At 69.1% G+C, this 25,128-nt stretch carries 22 protein-coding genes and 1 pseudogene; 15 read left to right on the top strand and 8 right to left on the bottom strand.

The annotated features are described in order from the left end of the window. Positions 1-25 precede the first annotated feature (25 nt). The 10 genes from Pme01_RS24980 (at position 26) to Pme01_RS24935 (ending at position 10,553) form a co-directional block, all read left to right on the top strand. Positions 26-856, top strand: a complete 831-nt coding sequence (locus tag Pme01_RS24980; RefSeq protein WP_168118128.1) for an MlaE family ABC transporter permease — start codon at positions 26-28, stop codon at positions 854-856. A gap of 1 nt (position 857) precedes the next feature. Next, entirely contained in the window at positions 858-1,661 is an 804-nt protein-coding gene (locus tag Pme01_RS24975; protein WP_168118127.1) for an MlaE family ABC transporter permease, read from the top strand. 2 nt (positions 1,662-1,663) lie between these two features. After that, positions 1,664-2,944 (top strand): MCE family protein, encoded by a 1,281-nt coding sequence (locus tag Pme01_RS24970; protein WP_168118126.1) that lies wholly within the window; start codon positions 1,664-1,666, stop codon positions 2,942-2,944. Positions 2,945-3,017: 73 nt separating this feature from the next. Next, complete coding sequence (locus tag Pme01_RS24965) at positions 3,018-4,073, top strand: MCE family protein (protein ID WP_168118125.1); 1,056 nt, start codon at positions 3,018-3,020, stop codon at positions 4,071-4,073. Then, entirely contained in the window at positions 4,070-5,059 is a 990-nt protein-coding gene (locus Pme01_RS24960; protein ID WP_168118124.1) for an MCE family protein, read from the top strand. Before Pme01_RS24965 ends, Pme01_RS24960 begins: the two co-directional genes overlap by 4 nt. Then, a complete protein-coding gene (locus Pme01_RS24955) occupies positions 5,059-6,285 on the top strand; it encodes an MCE family protein (protein WP_168118123.1) in 1,227 nt (408 codons plus the stop codon). The genes Pme01_RS24960 and Pme01_RS24955 overlap by 1 nt, the downstream gene beginning before the upstream one ends. After that, positions 6,282-7,721, top strand: a complete 1,440-nt coding sequence (locus tag Pme01_RS24950) for an MCE family protein (RefSeq protein WP_168118122.1) — start codon at positions 6,282-6,284, stop codon at positions 7,719-7,721. The genes Pme01_RS24955 and Pme01_RS24950 overlap by 4 nt, the downstream gene beginning before the upstream one ends. After that, positions 7,718-9,019 (top strand): MCE family protein, encoded by a 1,302-nt coding sequence (locus Pme01_RS24945; RefSeq protein ID WP_168118121.1) that lies wholly within the window; start codon positions 7,718-7,720, stop codon positions 9,017-9,019. The genes Pme01_RS24950 and Pme01_RS24945 overlap by 4 nt, the downstream gene beginning before the upstream one ends. A gap of 195 nt (positions 9,020-9,214) precedes the next feature. Continuing rightward, positions 9,215-9,994 carry an Rv1363c family protein gene (locus Pme01_RS24940; RefSeq protein ID WP_168118120.1) on the top strand — a complete coding sequence of 260 codons (780 nt, stop codon included), beginning with the start codon at positions 9,215-9,217 and terminating at the stop codon, positions 9,992-9,994. A 13-nt stretch (positions 9,995-10,007) separates the two neighbouring features. After that, positions 10,008-10,553, top strand: a complete 546-nt coding sequence (locus Pme01_RS24935; protein ID WP_168118119.1) for a hypothetical protein — start codon at positions 10,008-10,010, stop codon at positions 10,551-10,553. Positions 10,554-10,584: 31 nt separating this feature from the next. Here the strand turns inward: Pme01_RS24935 and Pme01_RS24930 are convergent, their stop codons facing one another. Together Pme01_RS24930 and Pme01_RS24925 are read right to left on the bottom strand one after the other, a co-directional pair. Then, entirely contained in the window at positions 10,585-11,916 is a 1,332-nt protein-coding gene (locus tag Pme01_RS24930) for a TetR/AcrR family transcriptional regulator (protein WP_168118118.1), read from the bottom strand. A gap of 147 nt (positions 11,917-12,063) precedes the next feature. Further along, entirely contained in the window at positions 12,064-13,530 is a 1,467-nt protein-coding gene (locus tag Pme01_RS24925; RefSeq protein WP_239088447.1) for an alpha-amylase, read from the bottom strand. Between the two features lie 157 nt (positions 13,531-13,687). Between Pme01_RS24925 and Pme01_RS24920 the strand changes: the two genes are divergently transcribed. Further along, positions 13,688-14,872, top strand: a complete 1,185-nt coding sequence (locus tag Pme01_RS24920; RefSeq protein WP_203935851.1) for a CynX/NimT family MFS transporter — start codon at positions 13,688-13,690, stop codon at positions 14,870-14,872. Positions 14,873-14,984: 112 nt separating this feature from the next. Further along, positions 14,985-15,260 carry an isoamylase early set domain-containing protein gene (locus Pme01_RS24915; protein WP_168118117.1) on the top strand — a complete coding sequence of 92 codons (276 nt, stop codon included), beginning with the start codon at positions 14,985-14,987 and terminating at the stop codon, positions 15,258-15,260. A gap of 58 nt (positions 15,261-15,318) precedes the next feature. Here Pme01_RS24915 and Pme01_RS24910 read toward each other — a convergent pair whose 3' ends face one another. Together Pme01_RS24910 and Pme01_RS24905 are read right to left on the bottom strand one after the other, a co-directional pair. Beyond that, a complete protein-coding gene (locus Pme01_RS24910; RefSeq protein WP_168118116.1) occupies positions 15,319-16,674 on the bottom strand; it encodes an FUSC family protein in 1,356 nt (451 codons plus the stop codon). 177 nt (positions 16,675-16,851) lie between these two features. After that, positions 16,852-18,129, bottom strand: coding sequence for a serine hydrolase domain-containing protein (locus tag Pme01_RS24905; RefSeq protein WP_168118115.1), 1,278 nt, complete (start codon positions 18,127-18,129; stop codon positions 16,852-16,854). A gap of 519 nt (positions 18,130-18,648) precedes the next feature. Between Pme01_RS24905 and Pme01_RS24900 the strand changes: the two genes are divergently transcribed. Next, positions 18,649-19,119 carry a hypothetical protein gene (locus Pme01_RS24900; RefSeq protein WP_168118114.1) on the top strand — a complete coding sequence of 157 codons (471 nt, stop codon included), beginning with the start codon at positions 18,649-18,651 and terminating at the stop codon, positions 19,117-19,119. Between the two features lie 7 nt (positions 19,120-19,126). Here Pme01_RS24900 and Pme01_RS24895 read toward each other — a convergent pair whose 3' ends face one another. Next, the gene (locus tag Pme01_RS24895; protein WP_168118113.1) at positions 19,127-20,482 is read right to left on the bottom strand and encodes an NsdA family TPR-like regulatory protein; all 1,356 of its coding nucleotides are present in this window, start codon (positions 20,480-20,482) and stop codon (positions 19,127-19,129) included. Between the two features lie 207 nt (positions 20,483-20,689). On the opposite strand from Pme01_RS24895, the gene Pme01_RS24890 reads away from it, so the two are divergent. After that, complete coding sequence (locus tag Pme01_RS24890) at positions 20,690-20,992, top strand: hypothetical protein (RefSeq protein WP_203935850.1); 303 nt, start codon at positions 20,690-20,692, stop codon at positions 20,990-20,992. A gap of 159 nt (positions 20,993-21,151) precedes the next feature. Here the strand turns inward: Pme01_RS24890 and Pme01_RS24885 are convergent, their stop codons facing one another. Beyond that, complete coding sequence (locus tag Pme01_RS24885; protein WP_168118111.1) at positions 21,152-21,928, bottom strand: hypothetical protein; 777 nt, start codon at positions 21,926-21,928, stop codon at positions 21,152-21,154. Between the two features lie 457 nt (positions 21,929-22,385). Between Pme01_RS24885 and Pme01_RS31590 the strand changes: the two are divergent. Next, positions 22,386-22,529, top strand: a pseudogene (locus Pme01_RS31590) (class I SAM-dependent methyltransferase); the annotation flags it as partial. Positions 22,530-22,549: 20 nt separating this feature from the next. Here the strand turns inward: Pme01_RS31590 and Pme01_RS24875 are convergent. Next, positions 22,550-24,193 (bottom strand): AMP-binding protein, encoded by a 1,644-nt coding sequence (locus tag Pme01_RS24875; protein WP_239088446.1) that lies wholly within the window; start codon positions 24,191-24,193, stop codon positions 22,550-22,552. A 98-nt stretch (positions 24,194-24,291) separates the two neighbouring features. Beyond that, on the bottom strand, positions 24,292-25,029 hold the full coding sequence (locus Pme01_RS24870) for an SAM-dependent methyltransferase (protein WP_168118110.1): 738 nt from the start codon (positions 25,027-25,029) through the stop codon (positions 24,292-24,294). Between the last annotated feature and the right edge of the window lie 99 nt (positions 25,030-25,128).

Raw genomic sequence — 25,128 nt, 5'->3', positions numbered from 1 at the left:
TACCGAGCGCCAGCGAGGTGATGTCATGAGTGTCGGACCGCCGCCGGACCCGAAAGCCGCCCGCGCGCACCGTGGCGGACCCGTCGTCGGCTACGCCGTCGAGGGGCTGCGGGTCTACGGCAACTTCTTCGCGTTCTGCCTGGACGCACTGCGCGGCCTGTTCCGGCGGCCGTTCCAGGTACGCGAGTTCATCCAGCAGGCGTGGTTCATCAGCTCGGTCTCGATCATGCCGGCGGCGCTGGTCTCCATCCCCTTCGGCGCGGTCATCGCGCTGCAGCTGGGCTCGCTGGTCCGCCAGCTCGGGGCGCAGTCGTTCACCGGCGCCGCCTCGGTACTCGCGGTGATCCGCGAGGCGGGGCCGATCGTGACCGCGCTGATCGTCGCGGGCGCCGCCGGCTCGGCCATCTGCGCCGACCTCGGCTCGCGGAAGATCCGCGAAGAGCTGGACGCGATGGAGGTGCTGGGCATCGACCCGATCCAGCGCCTCGTGGCACCTCGGATCGTCGCCTCGATGCTGGTCGCCATCCTGCTCAACGGCCTGGTCAGCGTCGTCGGCGTGTCCGGCGGCTACTTCTTCAACGTGGTCATGCAGGGCGGCACGCCCGGCGCGTACCTGGCCAGCTTCCAGGCGCTCGGGCAGCTTCCGGACCTGATCTCCGGCGAGATCAAGGCGGCGATCTTCGGCGTCATCGCCGCCGTGGTCGCCTCCTACAAGGGGATGACCGCCAAGGGTGGCCCGAAGGGCGTGGGCGACGCGGTCAACCAGAGCGTCGTCATCACGTTCATGCTGCTGTTCGCGGTCAACTTCGTGATCACGGCCGTGTACTTCCAGATCGTCCCGCAGAAGGGTAGCTGAGTTGGCCATCTTCGACCGCCTTGACGATCTCGGCGGCCAGCTGTCGTTCTACGCGCGCTCCTTCGCGTGGACGCCGCGGACGATCCGGCGCTACAAGCGGGAGATCCTGCGACTGCTCGCCGAGGTGAGCTTCGGCTCCGGGGCCCTGGCCGTGCTCGGCGGCACCGTCGGAGTCATCTGCTGCATGACCTTCTTCACCGGTACCGAGGTCGGCCTGCAGGGCTACCAGGCGCTCAACCAGATCGGCAGCAGCGCCTTCACCGGCTTCATCTCCGCGTACTTCAACACGCGCGAGATATCCCCGCTGGTGTCGGCGCTGGCCCTGTCAGCGACGGTGGGCTCCGGGTTCACCGCCCAACTCGGCGCCATGCGCATCTCCGAAGAGGTCGACGCCCTCGAGGTGATGGGCGTACCGTCGCTGCCCTTCCTGGTCACCACCCGGATGATCGCCGGCTTCATCGCGGTCATCCCGCTGTACGTGATCGGCCTGCTGGCCAGCTACCTCGCCACCCGCTCCATCGCGACCATCTACTTCGGGCAGTCGACCGGTACGTACGACTACTACTTCCACCTGTTCCTGCCCCCGGCGGACGTGCTGTGGTCGTTCGGCAAGGTGCTGGTGTTCAGCATCGTGGTGGTGCTCGTGCACTGCTACTACGGCTACAACGCCAGCGGCGGCCCGGCGGGTGTCGGCGTGGCGGTCGGCCGCGCGGTACGGCTCGCGATCGTCTCGGTCAACATCATCGACTTCTTCCTGTCCCTGGCCATCTGGGGCGCCACCACGACCGTCCGGATCGCGGGGTGAGCATGAACCGCCATCGTTTCCTCGGCATCGCCTTCATCATCGTGCTGGTCGCCGCGCTGAGCGCGTCGGTGCTCCAGTACAAGAAGGCGTTCACCCCGGTGACCTGGGTGACGTTGAAGGCCGACCACACCGGCGCACAGCTCAACGAGGGCGCCGAGGTCAAGCTGCGCGGGGTCGTCGTCGGCGACGTACGCAGCATCACCTCCGACGGCAACGGCGCCGTCGCGCGGCTGGCCCTCAACCCGTCGCAGACCGACCTCATCCCGAGCAACGTCACCGCCCGGCTGCTGCCCAAGACGCTGTTCGGCGAGCGGTACGTGGCCCTGGTGCCGCCCGCCGGTCGCGCGGCGGCCCCGCTGCACTCCGGTTCGGTCATCGGCCAGGACCGCACCACCGCCGCCCTCGAACTGGAGCGGGTCCTGGACGACGCGCTCCCCCTGCTCCAGGCGGTCAAGCCGGACAAGCTGGCCGCCACGCTCGGCGCGGTGGCCGAGGCGCTGCGCGGCAACGGCGACCGGATCGGTCAGGACCTGGAGGCGGCCGACACCTACCTGAAGGCCCTCAACAAGGACATGCCGACCATCCAGGAGGACGTCCGCAAGCTGACCACCGTGCTGGACACCTACAACGGCGCGGCGCCGGACCTGCTGTCGATCCTGCGCGACGTGACGGTCACCGCGAACACGGTGAGCGACCAGCGCACCCAGCTGTCGACCTTCCTGGCCGAGACCACCAATGCGGCCGACGTGACCCGGATCTTCGTCGACAAGTACGACGACCGCATCATCCAGGTCGGCTCGGTCAGCCGTCCGGTGCTGGAACTGCTCGCCGAGTACGCCCCCGAGTACCCGTGTGTGGCGCACGGCCTGGTCACCCAGCAGCCGCGGGTGGAGCAGATCTTCTCCGGCGGCCGGATGCACATCACCCTCGAGGTCACCCGCAGCAACGGCAAGTACCTGCCGGGCAAGGACGAGCCGGTGTACGGCGCGAAGAACGGCCCGGACTGCCGGTTCCTGCCGGCCCCGCCGGTACCGGCCCCCCAGGTGGCGATCAACGACGGGTACGACTACGGCGCCAAGCGCCCGCTGGACCTGCTCCCGGTCGGCCTGCCGGCGGGCGCCGCCTCGAACCCGGCGATGGGCTTCGCCGGTACGGCCGAGGAGCGCGCGCTGATCAAGCCACTGGTCGGCGCGGCGACCGGCGCGCCGGTGGTGGAGGTACCCGACATCGCGGTGCTCCTGTGGGGCCCGCTGCTGCGAGGAGCGGTGGTGAACGCTCAATGAGCGAGCGAGGCAAGCGAATCATGGGCTCAGCGCGTGGGCGAGCGCCATCGCCGAGCGCCAGCGAGGTGATGGCATGAGTAAGGCGTTGGAAGGCCGGGGAGTCGCCGCCCCGCTGATCAAGCTGATCGTCTTCGCGGCGATAACGCTGGTGCTGACCGGACTGCTCGCCCAGACCCTGGGGTCGCTCAACTTCAGCGGCGGCACCACGTACCGGGCCCGCTTCACCGACGTCACCGGCCTGCTGGTCGGCGACGACATCCGGGTCGCCGGGGTCAAGGTGGGCCAGGTGAGCAAGATCAGCCTGGTCGACAACCGGATCGCCGAGGTGGCGTTCACCGTCGACAACGAGGTGCCGGTCGCGACCAGTGTGCAGGCCAAGATCAGGTATCGGAACCTGGTCGGGCAGCGCTACATCGCGCTGGCCGAGGCGCCCGGCGGCGGGCAGCGGCTGCGCCCCAACGGGCTGATCCCGCAGTCGCAGACCATACCCGCGCTCGACCTGACAACGCTGTTCAACGGGTTCCGGCCGCTGTTCACCGCACTGACGCCGAACGACGTCAACAAGCTGGCGTACGAGATCATCCAGGTCCTGCAGGGTGAGGGCGGCACCATGGCGAGCCTGCTGCAGCACACCGCCTCGCTGACCAACACCCTCGCGGACCGGGACGCCGTGATCGGCCGGGTCATCACCAACCTCAACGACGTCCTGGCCACGCTGGACCAGCGCGACAACAACCTGGACCAGACCATCAGCCAGCTCCAGCAGTTCGTGTCGGGGCTGGCCGGCGACCGGAAGGCCATCGGCGACGCGCTGGCCAACCTCGGCAATCTGACCGACGCCACCGCGTCGCTGCTCAAGGACGTCCGACCGCCGCTGGCCTCCGATGTGGACAACCTGGGCAAGCTGGCCGGCACGCTCAACGACAACAGCGCGGTCCTGGAGGACACCCTGAACCGGCTGCCCAAGCGGTACGACGCCCTGGTCCGGACCGCCTCGTACGGGTCGTGGTTCAACTTCTACCTGTGCGACTTCGACGGGCGGGTCGGCATACCCGGCGTACCTGACGTGAATCCGGCGACCTTCAGCGCGCCGGGTGCCCACTGCGCGGGCCCGGGAGGTCAGCGATGAAGCCATTCCGGGAACGCAACCCGGTCGTCATCGGCGCCATCAGCATGGCGGCGCTCGTCGCGCTGGTGCTGGGTGCGTTCAAGGTCGGTGACCTGCCGTTGATCGGCGGCGGCACCGAGTACACCGCGGCCTTCCGGGACGCCAGCGGGCTGGCCGAGGGGAACGAGGTCCGCGTCGCCGGGGTCAAGGTCGGCACCGTCAAGACGGTCGACCTGGCCCGCGCCGGCGGTGGCGCGTACGTGCGGGTCCGGTTCCGCGTCGACGAGCGCGCGGTACGGCTCGGCCGCGACACCGAGGCGACGATCCGCATCAAGACGGTGCTGGGCCAGAAGTACCTCGCGCTCGCACCGGCCGGCACCGGCCGGTTGGCCCCCGGCGGGCAGATCCCGCTGGAGCGCACGGCCTCGCCGTTCGACGTGATGCAGGCCGTGACCGGCCTCGCCGACACGCTCGGGCAGATCGACAACAAGCAGCTGGCCAACGCGTTCACCGTGATCTCCCAGGCGTTCGCGGACACCCCGGCGAGCGTGCAGGCCTCGCTGACCGGGCTGTCCCGGCTGTCACAGACCGTCGCCGACCGGGACGCCGAGCTGCGCGAACTGCTCGCGCACGCCCACAGCGTCACGCAGGTGCTGGCCGACCGGGACCAGGAGTTCCAGAAGCTGGTCACCGACGCCAACCTGCTGCTCGACGAGGTCAGCCGGCGCCGCGACGTGATCCACAGCCTGCTGGTGACGACCAACGAGCTGTCCAACCAGCTCTCCGGCCTGGTCGCGGACAACCGCACCCAGCTCAAGCCGGCGCTGCAACAGCTACGCGAGGTCGTGGCTCTGTTGCAGCGCAACCGGGACAACCTCGAACACACGCTGCAGTCAATGGGCCGGTTCGTCACCGCGTTCTCGAACGTCGTCGGCAACGGCCGCTGGTTCGACTCGTACATCTCCGGGCTGCTGCAGCCCTACGTACCGACCATCGGAGGTCGCTGATGAGGTGGCGGATGTGGGTGGCCGCCGGCACGGGAGTGGCGCTCGTGGCGGTGGCCGGCGTCGTGGTGTGGCAGTCACGCACACCCGGCCGGCGCCTCGCCGCGGACTTCGACAAGGTGGTCGGCATCCACGAGGGCTCCGACGTGCGCGTACTCGGTGTCAAGATCGGTCACGTGGTCGCGGTGAAGCCGCAGGGGCGCACCGTACGGGTCGAGATGACCTACGACCCGAAGTTCGACATTCCGGCGAGCGCCGACGCGGTGATCGTGCCGCCGAGCGTCGTCAGCGACCGTTACGTCCAGCTCACCCCGGCCTACAGCGGTGGGCCGCGGATGGCCGACGGCGCGACGCTGCCGATCAGCCGCACCGCCGTACCGCTGGAGATCGACGACGTCTACAAGGCGCTGGACGAGTTCAACAAGGCGCTCGGTCCCGAGGGGGCCAACGCCGACGGGGCCCTGAGCAACGTGCTCGCCACCGGCCGGGCCAACCTCGAGGGCAACGGGCAGAACCTGCACGACACCCTCGACGGACTGTCCAAGGCGTTGACGACGCTCGCCAACGGACGGCAAGACCTCTTCGGAAGCGTCGCCAACCTGCAGCAGTTCACCACCGCGCTGGCCCAGAGCGACCAGCAGGTACGCCAGTTCAACCAGCAGTTGGCCGGGGTCTCCGAGCAACTGGCCGGCGAGCGTGACGAGCTGGCCGCCGCGCTGCACAGCCTCGCGATCGCGCTGGCGCAGGTGACGTCGTTCGTCCGGGACAACCGCGAGGAGCTCAAGTCCAACGTGGCCGCGCTCACCGACCTCACCGGCGTCCTGGTACGCCAGCAGAAGGCGATCATCGACATCCTCGACGTGACGCCGCTGGCGCTGTCCAACCTCAACCTCGCGTACAACTCCCGGTCGGGCACGCTCGACACCCGCGACAACCTGATGGGTCCGTACGACCCGGCCAGTTACGTCTGTTCGCTCATGGTCGACACCCTGTCGGCGACGCAGATCCCGAAGGAGTGCTTCGCCCTGGCCCAGACGCTGAACGCCAAGAAACTGCCGATGCCCGATCAGCTACGCCGGCTGCTCGGCCTACCGGCCGGCAGCGCGCCGCCCGCGACGGTCCCCGCGAACGGGTCGGCCGTGACGCCGGCCGTACCCGGCCTGCCTGCGACCGGTGGCCTGCTGGCCAACGACCCGACGCTCGGCGGAATCCTGCGGGGCAGGTCATGAACCGCCGGCTCGCCCGCTCGGGCCTCACGACCGTCGGCGCCGGCCTGGCGGTGGTACTGGCCGTCGCCGGGTGCACCCCGCCCAGCCTGGCGGACCTGCCGCTGCCCGGCGGCGCGCCCAGCGGCCCGGCGTACCACGTGACGGTGGAGTTCGCGGACGTCCTCGACCTCGTGCCGCAGTCCGCGGTCAAGGTCAACGACGTCACGATCGGCAGCGTGGACAAGATCTGGCTCTCCGGCTGGACCGCCCGGGTCCGCCTGAACCTCGACAAGAACGTACGCCTTCCCGACAACGCCACGGCCGCGGTCAGGCAGACCAGCCTGCTGGGCGAGAAGTTCGTGGCGCTGGCCGGCCCGACCACCGAGCAGGGCGTGGGACGGCTGTCCGAGGGCGACGTCATCCCGCTGTCGCGTACCCGCCGCAGCGCCGAGATCGAAGAGGTCCTCGGCGCGCTCGGCCTGCTGCTCAACGGCGGCGGACTGGCCCAGCTCAAGACGATCAACGAAGAGCTGGCCAAGGTGATGGAGGGCCGCGAGGCCACCGCCAAGGACGCGCTGCGCCAGCTGGACACGTTCGTGGGCGGTCTGGACGCGCAGAAGGCCGACCTCGTGAAGGCGATCGACGCCCTGGACCGGCTCTCCGCCCGGCTCTCGGCGCAGCGATCGACCATCGGCAACGCCGTCGACGCGCTCGGACCCGGCCTGACCGTGCTCGCCGAGGAGCGGGCGCAGCTCACCGGGGCGCTGACCGCGCTCGGCGAGCTCGGCAAGGTCGGCACTCGGGTGATCAACGCCAGCAAGGCCGACACGGTCGCGAACCTCCGCTCCCTGCAGCCGATCCTCGAGCAGCTCGTGAAGGCCGGCGACGACCTGCCCAAGTCGCTGGACTTCATGCTGTCGTACCCGTTCCCACCCAACGCGGACGGCGCGATCGTGGGCGACGCGATGAACCTGCACGCCACCCTCGACCTCAACGCGGCCGACATCCTGTCCAACCTGGTCGCCGCGGCCGGCCCGCCGCCCGTGATGCAGGTGGCGCCGCCGTCCAAGCCGACCGGGCCGCAGAAGCCGATCATCCCGGGCATCGCGCTTCCGGGCACCCTGCTGCCGCCGATCTGCATCCCGGCCACCGGCATCCTGCCGCCGATCGCCCTGCTGCCGGCCGGCTGCGTGCTGCCGCCCGGCTGCGAGCCGCTGCCACCGGGCAGCCAGGTGCCACCGGGCGGGCTGGTCCCCCCCAACGGGGTGATCCCACCCGGTACCGTCTTCCCGCCCAACACCAAGGTGCAGCCCGGCACGATCCTGCCGCCGACGTGCCTGCTGCCCGGCCTTCCCGGGGTACCCGACCTGCTCGGCGGGTTGGGCACCGTGACCGGCGAAGCGGTCGGGCAGATCGGCGGCCTCACCGACGTCCTCAAGGGAGGGCTGCACCCGTGATATCCCGTACCGCCCGATTGCAGATCGTCGCGTTCATCCTGGTCAGCCTGCTCGGTGTCAGCTTCGTCGCGGTCCGCTACGTGGGCCTGGGCGACCGGTTCATCGGCTCGTACCTGGTACACGCGGACTTCGACGAGGCCGGCGGCATCTTCACCAACGCGCCGGTCACCTACCGGGGCGTGTCCGTCGGCCGGGTCGTCGGCGTCAACCTGCGCGGCGACGGCGTACGGGTGGAGCTGCAGATGCAGAAGGGCACCGCGGTCCCGAAGAACCTGCGCGCCGTGGTGGCGCAGCGCTCGGCCGTCGGTGAGCAGTACGTGGACCTGCGGCCGGACACGGACGCGGGCCCGTACCTGCGCAACGGCGACGTGATCCCGCGCAGCCGTACCGGCCGGCCGCTGGCTCCCGAGGTCCTGCTGGCCAACCTCGACGCGCTGGTGCGGTCGGTCAACACCGAGGACCTGTCCATCGTCATCAACGAGCTGGGTACCGCGTTCGAGGGCAGCGAGCTGTCCCTCAAGCGCATCCTCGACGCCAACAGCGAGCTGCTGGCGGACGCCAACAAGTACCTGCCGGAGACGCAGACTCTCATCCGCGACGGCAAGACCGTGCTCACGACCCAGGCGGCGTCGTCCGACGCGATCCGCCGCTGGGCCTCCGCGCTCGCGGAGCTCAGCGCGACGATGCGGGCCGCCGATCCCGACCTGCGCAAACTGCTGACCAACGGCCCGCCGGCGGCGCAGCAACTGGTCGGGCTGCTGCACGACCTGGACCCGAACATCGGGACGCTGCTGGGCAACCTGATCACCGTGAACGGCATCGCAGCCCGCCGGGTGGCCGGCATCGAGCAGGCGCTCGTCGCGTACCCGCTGGTCGTGGCGGGCGGGTTCACCGTGGTGCCCGGGGACGGCACCGTGCACTTCGGCCTGGTGGTCAACGCCGACAACCCCCCGTCGTGCAACTACGTCAGCAGCGGTCAGCCGTACGCCTGCACCGCCGCGGAGCTGGCGAAGGGCTCGAACGTCCGCGGCGCCCAGAACGCACCCCGTCCCGGCGGCGCCAACCCGAAGCCGGCGCCGGCGACCGGCCCGTCCATTCCCGACGCGTCGGCGCCCGGCTCGGCCGCGGCCGACCCGTCGGCGCTGGCGGCCTCGAACGTCTTCGGCTACGACCCGGCGACCGGTCTGGTGACCGGCCCGGACGGCCTGCCGCTACAGTTCGGTGGCACCGGCGGCCAGTACCAGCTCGCCGGTGAGCAGTCCTGGAAGCAGCTGCTCCTGGCGGGTGTGGCGCCATGAGCGAGCGGAGCGAGCGAATCAGGGGCTCAGTGCGTGGGCGAATGCCATCGCCGAGCGCCGGCGAGGCGATGGCGTGAGCGAGCGAATCAACAGGCCGCCTCGTGGCGGCGCCGGGCGAACTGAGGTGGCGCCATGAGCGAGACCAGTGAAGATCAGAACGAACCGGACCGTGCGGACGGGGTTGGGGAGGCGAGAATGTCGACACGTACGAGATTGAAGGCAGCCGTGCAGGTACCGCACCGGCGGCGTACGGTCGTCCGCCGCCCGCTCAACCAACCCGACGGCGAGACCCCGGTGGTCGACGACCAGACACCGGCCGAGACCGACGAGACGCCGGCCGAGACCGACGAGACGCCGATCGCGGACGACGAGACCCCGACCGCGGACGACGAGGCACCGGCCAGGAAGAAGGCCCCGGCCGGCGGGAAGCGCCCGGGCAAGACGGCCAAGGCGACCAAGGAGGCCGGGCCGGCGGCGAGCCGCCAGCGCCGCCGCCCGCCGCTCGTGGTCGTCTGCCTCACGGGGGCGCTGGTGGCCGCACTGGCGGCGGCCGGCATCACCGGCTATCAGTGGTACAGCCAGCGCAGCGTCGACCAGGCGCACCAGGAGGCGATGGCGGCCGCCCGGCAGACGACGGTCAACTTCGTGTCGGTCAGCGCCGCGACCGTCGACCGTGACCTCAAGCGGGTCACGGACGGCGCCACCGGCGAGTTCAAGGACGAGTTCACCCGGGGTGCGCCGCAGGTGCGCGCCGCGGTGGTGGAGAACAACGTCGACTCGCGCGGCACGGTGCTGCGCACCGGGCTCGTGTCCGGCGACGGCGATTCCGCGGTCGTACTGGTGGCGGTCGACGCCACCGTCAAGAACGTCAACGCCCCTCAGGGCCGACAGTCGCACTACCGCATCCAGGTCGAGGTGTCCAAGGACGCCAAGTCCGGGCGGTGGCTGGTGTCGAAGCTGCAGTTCGTCGGTTGATCGGAGACCCTGAATGCGTACTGACCTTCTCCGCCCGTTCAAGCGCACCGACGCGGTCGGCGGCAACGCCGCCCAGCCGGCCGGCCGGCAGCGCCGCCTGGTGGTCGTCCTCTCCGTCGCGGCGCTGGTCCTGGCCGGGCTGGCCGGCGCGGCGTGGTACGACCGGCACCGGGCACAGCAGCGCGACAACGCCATCCGGGAGTCGCTGGCCGCGGCGAACACCGCCGCAACGGCGATCTTCTCGTACGACTACCGCCGGTTCGACGCCAACATCTCCAACGGCAAGTCCTTCACCACCGGGACCTTCGCCAAGGACTACGCGCAGACCACGTCGACGCTGAAGGAGGCGGCGACGAAGGAGCAGGCGGTGGTACGCGCCCAGGTGTCCGCGGCCGGCGTCATCACCGCCGGCCCGGACCGGGTGGAGCTGCTGCTCTACGTCAACCAGTACCGGCGCAACGTCAACATCGTCGGTGAGAAGGTCGACCAGAACCGGGTGACCCTGACGATGGTCCGGGTCGGAGACGACTGGCGGGTGTCGGCCGCCTCCGCGGTCTGAGATCGCCGTCGCTGCCGGACACCCGCTGAGGTCAACAGGTGTCCGGCAGCGGCGCGGCGAGTCCGGTACGGAGCAGATCCAAGATCTCCTGCACCGAGCGGAGGTACCCTTCGTCGCCGGTCTCCGGCCGCCACCGCTCCAGCGTCAACCGCACCGCCGCCACGCCGATGGCGGCCAGCAGCGCCGGGTAGAGGTTCGTGTCCGGGTCGACCCCGGTGCGTTCGGCGGCCCAGGCCTCGATGACCCGCTGGAACCGGGCGAACGAGGCGGCCTGCCGCGCGGCCAGTGTGGGGTTGGCGGCTATCAGTCCGGACAGTGCCCGCAGAATGGGGGCGTCCCGGACGAGCAGATCGACTGCGGCGGCCCAGAGCGCCTCGAGCGGGGTTTCCGAGGCGGGCCGGGCGGCGAGCGCCGCGGCCAGCCACTCCGGTTTTCCGGGCTCGGGATCGATGAGCGCCGCCTCCTTGGACTCGAAGTAGTTGAAGAACGTCCGCTTGGACACGTTCGCGGCGGCGGCTATCTCCTCGACCGTGACGTTGTCCAGACCCCGCTCCAGGACCAGCCGGTGCGCGGCGCCCTGCAGGGCCTGGAACGTCTCGAACTTCTTGCGCTCACGCAGCCCCAGCGGCCCGTCGTCGGTCGCCGTCCGGGCATCGAACGGCACCCGGTTCGGGCAGTCCGGAACCGGACCGCCCGGACAGGGTGCGGCCAGGCCGTGTGCGATCAGCCGGAAGATCTCGTCGGACAGCCGGACGTGCCCCTCGACGCCGCTCCCGGGCTCCCACCGCGTCACCGACAGGTGCGCCATCAGGCCCCCGATGGTGGCCAGCAGGGCGGGGTAGACGTTGCGGTCCGGGTCGACGCCGGTCCGCTCGGCCGCCCATTCGATGGTGACCTTCCGGTACCGGTCGTACGAGTGGGCCTGGCGCGCGGCGAGCCCGGGGTTGGCGGTGACCAGGCCGGAGAGGTCCTGCACGCCCTCCGCGTGGTGCGTGAGGACGACGAGGGTCGCCTGCCACAGGGACAGGAGCGGGCTTTCGTCGGCCGGCCGGGCCGCCAGCTCCGCCGCCAGGCGCTCGACCTTGCCCAGGTCGGGGTCGACGACCGCGGCTTCCTTGCAGTCGAAGTAGTTGAAGAACGTCCGCTTGGACACGTTCGCGGCGGCGGCGATCTCCTCGATCGTGACGTTGTCCAGGCCCCGCTCGCCGACCAGCCGCTGTGCGGCGGCCTGGAGCGCCCGGAACGTCTCGAGCTTCTTGCGCTCGCGCAGCCCCGGCGCCTCACCGGACGACGCGGCGTCCGACCCGGTAGGGCGCATCGACCCGGCTGAGCCGGCGAGGTCGGTTGGTCCAGGGACTGCCATCGGGCAGGTACCTCCTAATCCGCAGAAATCGGATTATTCACCATACGGTACAAAAGTGGCCGCGCAAATATGCACGCGATGAAGAATGTCACCGGAAGCAACCCCCTGACCCCTGTCGGACACTTTTCTCACCGTCCGGCGACCGAACTACCCCACCTTCGCTCCGAGGTGGAGCGCCACCGCGTCGTGAGCCGGGACGTCGGCCCGGAACCAACCGGCCGAGTCGACGGTGATCACCGGGCCGGAACACGTACCTGCGCTGTAGTCGCCGTGGATCACGTCGCAGTACCGGCCCGCCGGCAGGTTCGAGCGGTAGTTGCGGCCGGTCACGGCCCCGTCCTCGTCGTTGATGGTCAGGTACCCGCTGCCGCCCCGCCCGAAGGCGATGTGGTTGCTGCCGTTGTCGTACCAGTTGACGACGGGGGTGCCCTCGACCGCGTTGTGGAACGCGACCATGTTCGCGATGACGCGCCAGCGGTGCTCGCAGCGCCACCCGGAGTAGCAGGTGGTGTCGGTGGTACGACCGGAGGCGTCGGCGGGCGGCCCCTGGTCGCGGCTGCTGAAGTCGTAGCTGGACATGACCGTCGGTGAGCCGTACGGCCAGGCCAGCATGAACGCGTTGGCCAGGGCGTAGATGCCGTTGTCCCGGTACGTGAGGACGTCGCCGCCGTCGCGCTGGGTGTCGTGGTTGTCGACGAAGACGTTGGCGCTGCCACTGGGCAGGTACCCCCAGGCCTCGCCGAAGTTGGTCAGGTACGCCAGCTTCTCCCGCCGGAAGACCCGGCCGAGATCCTTGCCGTACCGGAACTCGTGGACGTCGCCGTTGCCGGTGTACTCGCCCGGTCCGATCGGCTCGCCCGCGCCGTAGATGACCTCCTGCACGATGTAGACCGGGCGGGACAGCCTGGCCTTGATCGCGGCGATGTCAGCGGCCGGCATGTGCTTGCTCGCGTCCAGGCGGAACCCGTCCACCCCCAGCGACAGCAGGTCGTTGAGGTAGCCGGCGAGCTTCCCGCGTACGTAGTCGGACCCGGTGGCGAGGTCGGCGAGGTTGGCCAGCTCGCAGTTCTGCACCTCGTACCGGTCGTTGTAGTTGACGATGTCGTCGTTGCCGTTGCGTCCGCAGTGGTGGAAGTCCTGGTACTGGTAGATGCCCGGGTAGTCGTACTTGCCGTACGACGAGCCGGCCCAGCCGGTACCCCCGCTGTCCTGGCCCGACATATGGTTGATCACCGCGTCGACGATCACCTTCACGCCGGCGCCGTGGCAGGCGCTGACCATCGACTGGAACTGCGCCCGGCTGCCCTTGCGGGACTCGATCCGGTAGCTGACCGGCTGGTACGCCACCCACCACTGCTGGCCCCGGACGTGCTCCTGCGGTGGCGAGACCTGCACATAGCCGTAGCCGCGGGGCCCGAGGAAGGTCCGACACTCGTTCGCCACCGAGTTCCAGTTCCACTCGAAGAGGTTGGCGATGACCTTCTTGCTACCGCTCGGCGCGGCCGAGGCGGCGGGTGTGGACGATCCGACCGCGGCGAGCAGGGCGAGCCCGAGGACCGCGGCCAGCACCGCGGCGAGGGCCTTCGACGGCGACGACATCCGGCGATGACGCATCGGACCTCCAGGAGCCGAAACGTGTCCGCAATATTGCCGCAAGAATAGAAACCCCTTACATAGAGGTCAATAGATGGAGTGTCGCTCCTCCCACCGCCTAGGACGCCAGCGGGTCGCCCTCCCGCAGGTCACCGAGGTCATGACAAGATCCTGACCCGTGATCGACAAGCGGCGGCCCACCCGTCATCCGGTACTCCTCGGCGTCGCGATCGCCCTGGTCGCCGCCAACCTCCGACCCGCGCTCGCGAGCGTCGGCCCGGTCCTCGCCGACCTGCGCGCGGACCTCGGCCTGCCCGGTACCGGGGCCGCGGTGCTGACCGCGGTGCCCGTTCTGTGCCTCGGCGCGCTGGCCGCGACCGCTCCGGCCCTCGCCCGCCGGTGGGGAATGGAGCCGGTCATCGCCGCCGTCGTCGGCGTGGTCGGTGTCGCCCTGTTGCTGCGGGTCAGCGGGGGCACGACGGTGCTGTTCGCGGGTACGGTCCTCGTCAGCGGCGCCATCGCCGTGGCCAACGTCCTGCTGCCCGCCGTCATCAAGCGGGACTTCCCGGACCGCAGCGGCACCATGATGGGCGTGTACTCGATGGCGCTGTCCGGCTCGGCGGCGATCGCCGCCGGGGCGACCGTACCCCTCGGCGACGTCGTGGGCCACGGCTGGCGGGGCGCCCTCGGCGTGTGGGCGCTGCCGGCGGCGATCGCGTTCCTGCTCTGGTTACCGTTCACCCGCGGCCGGCACACCCCGCCGGCCGGCGCGCCCGCCGGCCGCTCGCTCATGCGGGAACCGCTCGCCTGGCAGGTGACCGTCTTCTTCGGACTGCAGTCGCTGTCCTTCTACGCCGTGCTGTCCTGGCTGCCGTCGATCTACCGTGACCACGGGTACAGCCCGGCCGCGGCCGGGCTGATGCTGTCGGTCTCGGCGCTGATCCAGATCCCGGTCTCGCTGGCGCTGCCGCACCTGGCCACCCGCCTGCCCGACCAGCGCGCCCTCGCGGCCGGGTGCACCCTGTTCATCGCCGCCGGACTGGGCGGCGTCCTGCTCGCACCCACCACCCTCCCGTACCTGTGGATGATCCTGATGGGGGTCGGGCACGGCGCGGCGTTCGCGATCGGTCTCACGCTGTTCGTCCTGCGTACCCGCGCCACCACCGACACCGCCCGGCTCTCGGCGATGGCGCAGACCTTCGGGTACCTCCTCGCGGGGACCGGGCCACTGCTGGTCGGCGCCGTCCACGACGCGGCAGGTTCCTGGGCGCCGGCGCTGGGCCTCCTCCTGCTGCTGACCGTGCCGCAGCTCGTGGCCGGCGTGCTCGCCGGCCGGTCGCGCCATGTCGGCTCAGCGGGGTGACTTCCCTGCCCTTGTCACCCGATCGCTGCCGAGATGTCTGATCTTCAGTGTGGTGTCGTACTCTTGTCGGCGTATCGCGGCGGAGCCGCGAAACCCCCGAGGAGCTCAATAAATGATCAAGCGTTCACGACTGTTCGGCGAGAAGACCCGGGTCACCTTCAGCCTGCCGGCCGCCGAGCCCGCCGGTGAGGTCAGCGTGGTGGGCACGTTCAACGACTGGACGCCGGGCGAGCACCGACTGGTCGCCCGCCGCAACGGGACCCGCAGCGTGTCGGTAACCCTGCCGCCCGGCGAGCACCGGTTCCGGTACCTGGCAAGCGACGGCGTCTGGTTCGACGACCAGAGTGCCGACCGGGTCGACGAGAACGCCAGCGTCATCCAGCTCTAAGCCAGGCCACTGCCGTGCGGGTTTCACCACGGCAGGGCTCTCCCCCTTACCGGGGTCTTCACCGCGCGGCGGGGGCTCTCCCGCTTACCGCCCGGCGCGGTACCGCCCGGGCCGTTCCGGGACGGCGGCGACGCAGGCTCGCCGACGACAGCCGAGGGAACAGCGTGACGGCCGAGGTCGCCGGCGTGTGCCGGTTCAGCCCGTGCGCCACCACCTCCGCGTCGGGGTCGATCTCGTCCAGCAGCCGGTCGAGGTGCCCGACCACCGCGCCGTGCACCCGCCAGATCTCCGGCTCGCGCTGGGCGTCGACGAGCATCGCGCTGCTGGCGGCGTCCCGCAGCTCCCGCGCCCGCCGGACCGCCCGCCGCAGCCGGCTGTCGTCACCGGCCGGACCGGCCACATCGGACCCGACCAGCTCACCGAACGCCTTCACCGCGTCACCGCTCGCGTCGAGCAGGTCGGCCAGCGGCTGCCGGACCTCCGCGCCGGGTAGCTCCGCAGCCGGTACGCCTTCGACCCGGTCGGTCATGCAGCGGCAGCTCACCCGCACGTGGATCGTGGAGTACTCGAGGGCCGTCAGCCTCGAGCGCAGGGTCCGCGGAACGTGGGCGACCCGCCGACGCGGGTTGAGCCGCAGGCTGTCCTCGGCCTCGGCCAGCGCGCGCCGGGCGCCGTCGACCGTGTCCTCCAGGCCCCGGGCACGGCGCAGGCTGTCCAGCGCGCGCTCGTGGCTCCAGCCCTGTTCGACGTCGGCGGCCACGGTCTTCAGCAGGCGGCCGATCTGCTCGGCCAGGTCGCCGATGGCGTCCGCGGCCGGCTGCACGTACACCGGCGGCGCGAGCAGGCTGATGCACACCCCGACCGCCGCGCCGATGAGCGTCTCGTAGACCCGCCCCAGCCCGGCCGAGGTGTGACTGCCGACCGCCAGTACGAGCATCGCGCTGATCGGCACCTCGAGGGCATGGTCCCCCAGTCGCAGGCCCTGGCCGACGATGAGCGCGGCCAGCACGGTCACGCCGAGGCTCCACCACGTCAACCCGAACACCGAGGACAGCAGCCCCGCGAGCAGGACGCCGGCGACGACGCTTCCGATGCGCTGCCAGCTGTGCCGTACGGTCTGGTACAGCGTGAACTGGACGACCAGCAGCGCGGTGAGCGCCGCGAGCAACGGCCGCGGTTCACCCAGCAGCACGTGTGCGACGACGAACGCGACGACCGTCGCCAAGGCGATCTTCGTTGTCCGCCATCCGGGGAGCCGTCCGCTGCGACGGGCCCCTGCCCACGTGTCCCGCCCCCGCGCCATCAGATCGGACACGCCTACCGCGCCGGGTGCGAAGGTGCGCAGGTGGTGGAGAGCAGGCAGGTGAAGCCCGCCCCGAGCCAGCGTGTACCCGCGACCCGATGGCGCAGTCATTGCGTACCTTTCCCGTCATGCGGCCGTGCAGAAGCGAGCGAGGTGCCCGGAGTTGGCGGACGCCGGTGACCGCTGCAAACCGCTACGTCCTCATCGACGGTAGGTCAGAGATCGACCAACATGGCACGACTGAGAGAGAGCGCACCCGACTTGCTACCTTCGGGCACCCCCGAACGGTCAGTCCACCAACGCCGAGTAGACAAGCTGGCGCAACTGAGGACGGATCGGGTACGTACTCGACGGCAGAAGCTGGGTGAAGAACATCGCCGTCAACTCCTCGACCGGGTCGACCCAGAAGGCCGTACTGGCGGCGCCGCCCCAGTAGTACTCGCCGACGTTGCTGGGCACCCGGCTCGGGATCGGGTCCTCCACCACCGCGAAGCCGAGACCGAAGCCGATCCCGTCCAGCGTGGTCTCGGCGAAGCCGCCGGTCGACAGCGTGCCGAGGTCCTGGCGGTCGGGGAGATGGTTGCGGACCATGAACCGTACGGTCCGGTTGCTGAGCAGTCGCTGACCGTCGAGCTCCCCCTCGCGCAGCAGCATCTGGGTGAACCGGTGGTAGTCGGCGGCCGTCGAGATCAGCCCGCCACCGCCGGAAAGCATGGTGGGCCTCCGCAGCGCCAGCCGGCCGAGATCGTCGGCGTGCGCCGCGTGACCGTCGATCGGGTGCGGGGTGTACAACCCGGCCAACCGCTTCACGTCGTCGCCCTCCACCCACCACCGGGTGTCGGTCATGCCGAGCCGGTCGAAGATCCGCTCGGCGAAGAAGCTGTCCAGGGGCTCTCCGCTGACAACCTCGATGAGGCGGCCGAGCACGTCGGTGGCGACCGAGTACCCCCAGGCGGTGCCGGGCTGGTACAGCAGCGGCAGCCGGGCCCAGACCTCGCACGCGGCCTCAAGGTCCATCCCGGCCGGCGGGTACAGGTCGAACCCCTCGTCCCGGTAGAGGCGGTCGACCACGTGGTTGTGCAGGAAGCCGTACGTGAGCCCGGAGGTGTGGGTGAGCAGGTGCCACACCCGGATCGGCTCGGTCGCCGGCATCGTGTACGGGCGGAGCGCGGAGCCCTTGTCGTACACCCGCAGGTCCGCGAACTCCGGCAGCCAGCGGCTGATCTCGTCGGTGAGCTCGAACAGGCCGCGCTCCCACAGCATCATCGCCGCGACCGAGGTGATCGGCTTGGTCATCGAGTAGATGCGCCACAGCGTGTCCGGCTCGACCGGGATCCGCTCCTCGCGTTTGCGGTACCCGTACGTCGAGGCGTGGGCCACCTCGCCCCGCCGGGTCACCACGATCTGCCAGCCAGGAAGCCGGCCGGAGTCGACGTACTCGGCGAAATGCCGGTCAAGGCGATCCAGCCGGGCCGGGTCGAAGCCGAGTTGAGCGGGGTCGGCGGTGGGCTCGATGGCGGTTCGCTCGGCTACGGCGGTGCGTTCCGGGACGGCGATGCGCTCCATCCCGAAAGCCTAGTGCGGGCCGGGTGGCGGTGTCAGGTGCGTATTTCGACAATGCCGGACGGCCCGGCCTCCCCGTTGGCGACGTTGTGTACCTCCACCTGCGGATCTTCGCGGTCAGCCCGCTGATCAGCTTGAGACAACGCGAGATCTTGACTGGCCGACTGGCAAAGGAATTACTGCCACAGCGCCTCGCCGCTCGACGGAGGCACCCTCACGCGGCTTCACCCAGGCATCAAATATTTGCCCTACATGGCGTCGGGCAGCCCGATAACCTGCCCATCCACGGTGTCCAGGTAGGACGTAGAGGAACTCCTCGGTCTACGCAGGTAGATACTCTCCTGACCGCTTGCCGTGGCGTGAGCCCCAGACCACAGCACCGCGTAGTTATAGCACCTTCATCTTCCCCGTTGCGGGTCCTTCACGAGATCGATGAACAAGGATAAGATCGTGTTCTGTAATACAGTGCAAAGAATCGCACCAATGGCGCATTGCATCTCAGTGAGGAGACGCGCGGCAACCATGGGAGAGATTGACCCGAAGGAAAGTTTTGCACTGATGTTGACGGACTTTGAATACCTTCAAAAGTCCATCGACAAGTTCGACGCACAAAGATTTGCGATCAAGAACTGGGCCGTGACGAGTTCCGGCGCAATCCTTGCGGTCGCGTATGGCTCTCGGCGACCCATAGTCGGGATAGGAGGTGTACTAATCGTCCTCTTCTTCGGATTCCTGGAGATCATCTATCTTGAGATGCAGGTGAGCGTCATTGAACGCAGCAATCAACTGGAAGGACTGATTAATCGCGCGAGAGCGGAGAAAAATAGTCCACCCGAGTACGTGTTCGGCATTGGCCAGGCATTCGCGAAATCCTTCAGCTTCCACAGGGTCCCTAAGCTGATCTTCCGCATGGGGCGAATCCATATAACGTCATTCTATTTAGGACTGCTCCTTGCCATGCTGCTCGGCACTTTCGGCGTATTACTGGTTTGACAACGGATCACCCGATGGTGCGGTCGAGTACCTCCGCGGCCCGCTCCTCGAACTCATCCACAGAAGCGTTACCGCGATACCGCTGCAACGCCCGCCGCACGACCCTGATGCGATCGGCGCTGCGAGCGCTGGTGGTGCTCGCCGACAGGCGCAGCGCCCGCATCGCCGTCTGGGCTGCCTCCTCGACACTCCCGTCGTACGCATGCGCTTCGGCCAGCCACGACAGGTACAGCGCCATCTCGCGCGCGTGGCTGTCGTCGTACCGCCGAACAGCCGCGTCCAGTAGCGGGATCGCCTTCTTCGGCTGCTTCAACTCGGTCAGGCACCGCCCGGCCATGACGTCGACCTCGTCCCGGTTGAGCCAGTACACCCAGACGGGATCGTACTCGAGGTTTCCGTCTGCGAACGCCTCCTCGACGAGGGCGAGCGTCCGCAGGGTCGCCTGGGTATCGCCGAAGCGCGCGTTCGCCCAGGCGAGCCGCTCCAGCAGTAGTGCCCGCGTCGTCGGAGTCGCGGTCTTCTCCGCCCCGTGGTACGCGGTGCAGGCGAGCAGCACGGCATCTCGGGGATCACCGACGTTCGCGACCTGGTACGAGAGCGAGGACAGCAGGTTCGCGGCGAGCGACTTGTCGTCGGCCACGTGTGCCGCCACCACGCCGCCGAGGTAGTACCGCGCCGCGCGGTGGTACAGGCCGGCGTCACTGGCGACCCAACCGGCGACCTGGCACAGTTCGCCAACCGCGCCGAGCAGCAGCCGACCGGTCTTCTCCGTGTAGGACGCGTCGCGGACCATGTCCAGTGTCGCGCGCAATTCGCGGCGGACGAGATCGAGCATGTCGCCGCCGCCGAGGAAGTCATCCATCCGCCGGAGGGCGTCGGTGCGCTCGACGACAACCTCGGCCAGGCGCGTACCGATCCGTCGTCCGGCCCGGGTCTCCACAACTTGTGGCGGATCGATGATGCGCCACTCCTGCGACAGCAGGAGCGCACTGTCTGGCATCAGTTCCCGTTCCTCGGCGAGGAACTCGGCCAGGGCATCGATCTTTCGGTGATCCCACTGCTCGACCAGCAGTGCCGGCGGCACCGCAAGGGTGGTACAGCCGCAGGGACCTGGTGCAGGCTCGTTATCCGTCCCCAGGATCAGCTCGAACCTGGCACGCACCTCGTCGCCGCTGCGTGCGAGGGCGGTGTCGAGTACCGACTGCATCACCGGGCGAAGACTGACGTCCTCGCCTCGTACGTGCCATTTGGTCACTGTGCGCACGCCTACGCCCAGGTGTTCGGCGAAGTCACGGATGCTCAGGCGCAGCGCGGCCCGTAGCGCGCTGGCCTCACGGCCGGTCCAAATGCGAACAACGGTCATCGCGGCGACTTCTCCCGCGCGGAGTCGAGTACGTCCAGCCTAAAGCTGAAGGGGTACGGAAGTGCACTCTCGAGGCCACACCAGGCCATAACCCGTCATCGACTGGAGCGACACGCTGAGGTCAGGCCCGGGGCGGGTGCTGGGCACCGGAATCCGACCCCGCCCGTCTCGGCGCCCCACCAACCGATCTCGTCGTGGGGAAGCATGGTGACGCCCATTCCCGAGAGCCAGTGGATCCAGGCTGGCGATGTCGTCCGGATCCCGCAAGCTCACTACTGCTACGGGCTCGGCCCGCTGATCATGTGTGTGACCGTTGTCGGTGCCGACATCCGTCGCTTTCCAGCGCTGGAGTGGGTCCGCCTGTGCGGCTTGGAACTTCGCCCAGACGGCAGCGACGGCGGCTGGCGAGATGTCCTCGTCCGCGTCGCCGCGCTATTTGGCCAATCGCCGCCGCACAATCCGCCACGTCGTCGTCCCAACTGCTTGGAGCAGTCGGAGCAGTGGCCATGACCATCGGAGCAGATAGGGCGCCGTCTACCCCAGAGCAGCGCTACCACGCGGTCGTACGTTATCTACCCGACCCATACCAACGCTCTATGCGAGGGGCATAGGTTGGGATTGCAATCGGCTACCTCGCCGTGAGACACCCGGTCACCTCTGTTCAGTGCTCTATGTCCCCGATGGATTGACCGGTCTGGCGTTCACAGTATTACGAGCGTCCGCACGTCGCTCCAGGCGCTCAAGATACGGAGCCGCGACCTTTCCGACCAGCAAGGCATCCACTACGACCTCGTGTCCCGCCTCGCGCTGATACACGGCTTGCCGCTTCAGGAGCGGCAGGACGACGACAGCCGGGAGAAGAAACAAGGACCAGGTGACCGATAACGCGCCGATCAACAGCGCAAGCGGTATAAGCGTAATCTCCCTGAACTGCGCCTCGCCGATCAGGCGGTCGTATTCGTCGTACAGCTCATTCTCACTACCACGCATACGCCGGGCGATACGAGGGAGCTCTCTGGAAATAGCTGCCACCATGGCTGTCTTGACCTCATCGGGCGCTGAAACATCAGTTGAAATCTCATGCCTGGCCTCGTCAAGCAGTCGGGGATCATCTGCCACGCGCTGGTCGACGTATGTTGATATTAAGCTGGCATCCTGCAAGTCATACTTTGGCCCACCTCGCTTCGTGTTTCGTATACGACCGAACGCTTCAGCTCCGAACTGGATCACAGACCCAGCCAGAAAGGCGAGGAAAGTCGCGCCGACAAGGACGCCGGAGTTACCCGTCCACTGCGCCAATTCGTACAGCGAACGAAGCGCCCCGGTCGCCTTTCCACTGGAAGGGACGTGGTCATGGAAAGCCAAATATGCCGCGACGACCACTATATATCCCGCAACCAAGGGCGCACGCAGATCACGTAGCGCTGGCAACAATCCCATCAGCATAGTTGTCGCTCCTGTCGTCGCCAATGCTCGTGACGCACGTACAACCCGTTACGCGCCACTAAGACGATCAAGGCCCGTCGCCGTCACTCTTGTCGACCACATGACAAGTACCTCTAGACATATGAAGTTGGTCGTCAAGGAAAGGCGGTGGCGACAGGCTCCGGTGCAGCAACGTTCGAATCTCCGCCACCCAAGGATCATGCCTCTCACCTTTCCGGACAGCCATAGACGGTCCGGGCACAGGCCAATGGCCGATCGGTGAGCGTCAGTGAATCAGTGCCTGGACCACTTGGGACAGGGCGTTTCGAGTCGGCTCGGGCGGGATACTCGCTCGCACCGGGAGCCGGCCGAAGCTACCCTCCGCGCCATGGCTGACGCGCACTTCGAGGAGCCCCGACTCGCCGCGATCTACGATCCACCCGACCCGGACCGCGGCGACCTGGACGCATAGCTCGCGATCGCCGACGAGGTCGGTGCCCGCAGCGTCCTCGACGTCGGTTGCGGCACCGGGACGTTCGCCTGCCTGCTCGCCGAGCGTGGCATCGAGGTGACCGGCGTCGACCCCGCCCAGGCGTCGCTCGACATCGCCCGCGGCAAGGCGTCGGCGTCCATGCCGCGGCGTCAGGCGTGCCGTTCGGCGGCCGCGGATTCCAGCCCCAGTTCCTCGATGGAGACCTCGCGCATCTCCACCTTGCGAATCTTCCCGGTCACCGTCATCGGGAACCCGTCGACGATCTTCAGGTACCGGGGGATCTTGTAGTGCGCGAGCCTGCCGCGGCAGTACTCGCGCAGCGCGTCGGCGCTCAACGGGGCGGCACCGTCACGCAGCTTGACCCAGGCCATCAACTCCTCGCCGTACTTGGCGTCGGGCACCCCGACCACCTGCACGTCCACGATGTCGGGGTGGGTGTACAGGAACTCCTCGATCTCGCGGGGGTAGATGTTCTCCCCGCCCCGGATCACCATGTCCTTGATCCGGCCGACGATGTTGACGTACCCCGCCTCGTCCATGGTCGCCAGGTCCCCGGTGTGCATCCACCGCGCGGCGTCGATCACCTCGGCGGTACGGTCGGGCATCTCCCAGTACCCGAGCATCACGCTGTAGCCGCGGGTGCACAGCTCGCCGGGGGTGCCACGCGGCACCACCAGCCCCGTCGCCGGGTCGACGATCTTCACTTCGAGGTGCGGGCCGACCTGACCCACCGTCGACACCCGCCGCTCCAGCTCGTCGTCGGGGCTGGTCTGCGTCGACACCGGCGACGTCTCGGTCATGCCGTACGCGATGGTCACGTCGGTCATCCCCATGTCGGCGATGACCCGCTTCATCACCTCGGTCGGGCAGGGGGAGCCCGCCATCGCGCCGGTGCGCAGGCTGGACAGGTCGGTGGTGGCGAAGCTCGGGTCGGAGAGCTCGGCGATGAACATCGTCGGCACCCCGTACAGCGCGGTGCAGTGCTCCTGCTCGACCGCGCGCAGCGTCGCGGCCGGGTCGAACACCGGCGCGGGGATCACCATGCAGGCGCCGTGGCTGGTCGCGCCGAGGTTGCCCATGACCATGCCGAAGCAGTGGTAGAACGGCACCGGCAGGCAGACCCGGTCCGCTTCGGTCCAGCGCTGCGCCTCCGCGACGAAGTACCCGTTGTTGAGGATGTTGTGGTGCGACAGGGTCGCGCCCTTGGGGAACCCGGTGGTACCCGAGGTGTACTGGATGTTGATGGGGTCATCGAAGGCCAGCCGCGCTTCCCGCTCCGCCAGTGCGCCGGCCGGGACCCCGGCGCCCCGCGCCACCAGGTCGTCCCAGTCGGGGGTACCGATGAAGACGACCTCCCGCAGCGCCGGGCACTCCGCCCGGACGTCGGCGACCATGGCCCGGTAGTCGGAGGTCTTGACCCGTTCGGCGCAAACGAGGGTACGCACACCGGCCTGCCGCAGCACGTACGCCAGTTCGTGCGTGCGGTACGCCGGGTTGATGTTGACCAGGACCGCGCCGACGCGGGCGGTGGCGTACTGCGTGATCGTCCACTCCGGAAGGTTGGGCGCCCAGACGCCGACCCGCTCCCCCTTCTCCACGCCCAGGGCGAGCAGCCCCAGCGCGACAGCCTCGACGTCGCGGGCCAGCTCCGCATAGGTCCAGCGCCGGCCGCTGGGCACATCGACGAGCGCGTCGCGGTCGGGCACCCGCGCGACGGTGGCGGCGAGGTTCTCACCGATGGTCTGGCCGAGCAGGGGCACGGTCGACAGTCCGCCGGCGTAGGAGAGCGTCATCTCGGACCTCCTCGGGCAGGGGTTGTGTCAGGCTACGTCCTGCACGAGACGTGTCAATGTCTTCCGCGCACGTTCATTCGACGACGCATCACTTCCCGCTAGCTCCGCCCTAGCGTCAGGTACGCGAAACCGAGCACGCCACGGTACCCGCGCAGCCACCGCTCACGGTGCTCGTCGGCCCTGGCTCGGACCGCCTCGGCTTCCGGGTCGGCCGGGTTGTCGAGCAGCCAGCGCTCCCACCCGAGCGCGTAGCCGGACTCGAACGCGTCCCACTCCTCGGTCGACGCCTCCGACACGTCCAGCGGGCGCAGACCGCGCGCCACAGCGAGGTCGACGAGGTCCGCCAGCGAGCCGAACTCGTCCGGGTCGCCACCGAGCGCGGCCGTCGCCGCCTCCGTCGGGGGCTGCGCCCAGATGCCCTCACCGAAGACGATGCGCCCGCCAGGGCGTATCGACCGCCGTAGCGCGTCCAGCGCCGCGGCGGTACCGCCCAACGCGTGACCCGCGCCGATGCAGATCGCCACGTCCGCGGCCGGTGCCTCCCACTTCAGCGCGTCCGCCACCTGGAGGTCGACGCGGTCGGCTAGGCCCCGCGCCGCGGCGTTCGCCCGTCCGCGCTCGATCAGGTCCTCGTTGACGTCGATGCCGACGGCCTGGACGGACGGCTCTGCCGCGGCGATCCGCAGCAGCAACTCAGCCCAGCCGCACCCGACCTCGACGACCCGGGCCCCGTCGGCAGGTTGCAGCGTACGGATGATCCGGGCGACCCGCGCGTCGGACATCGGGCTGTTGAAGTCCAGGGCGGTGTACAGCGGTTCGATCTTGGATGTCGGCATGCGAGCGATTATCCGACCAGCGCATGGGCCCGGCGACGCATTTATCGGAAGCCGTCACGTCCCTCGATGGCGTGTCGACGGTTGCGAACCACGGCGACA

The organism is Planosporangium mesophilum, from assembly GCF_016863255.1.
Classification (GTDB): Bacteria; Actinomycetota; Actinomycetes; order Mycobacteriales; family Micromonosporaceae; genus Planosporangium; species Planosporangium mesophilum.
The sequence above is the reverse complement of the archived record's forward strand: the minus strand, read 5'-3'. Positions and strand labels throughout refer to the sequence as shown.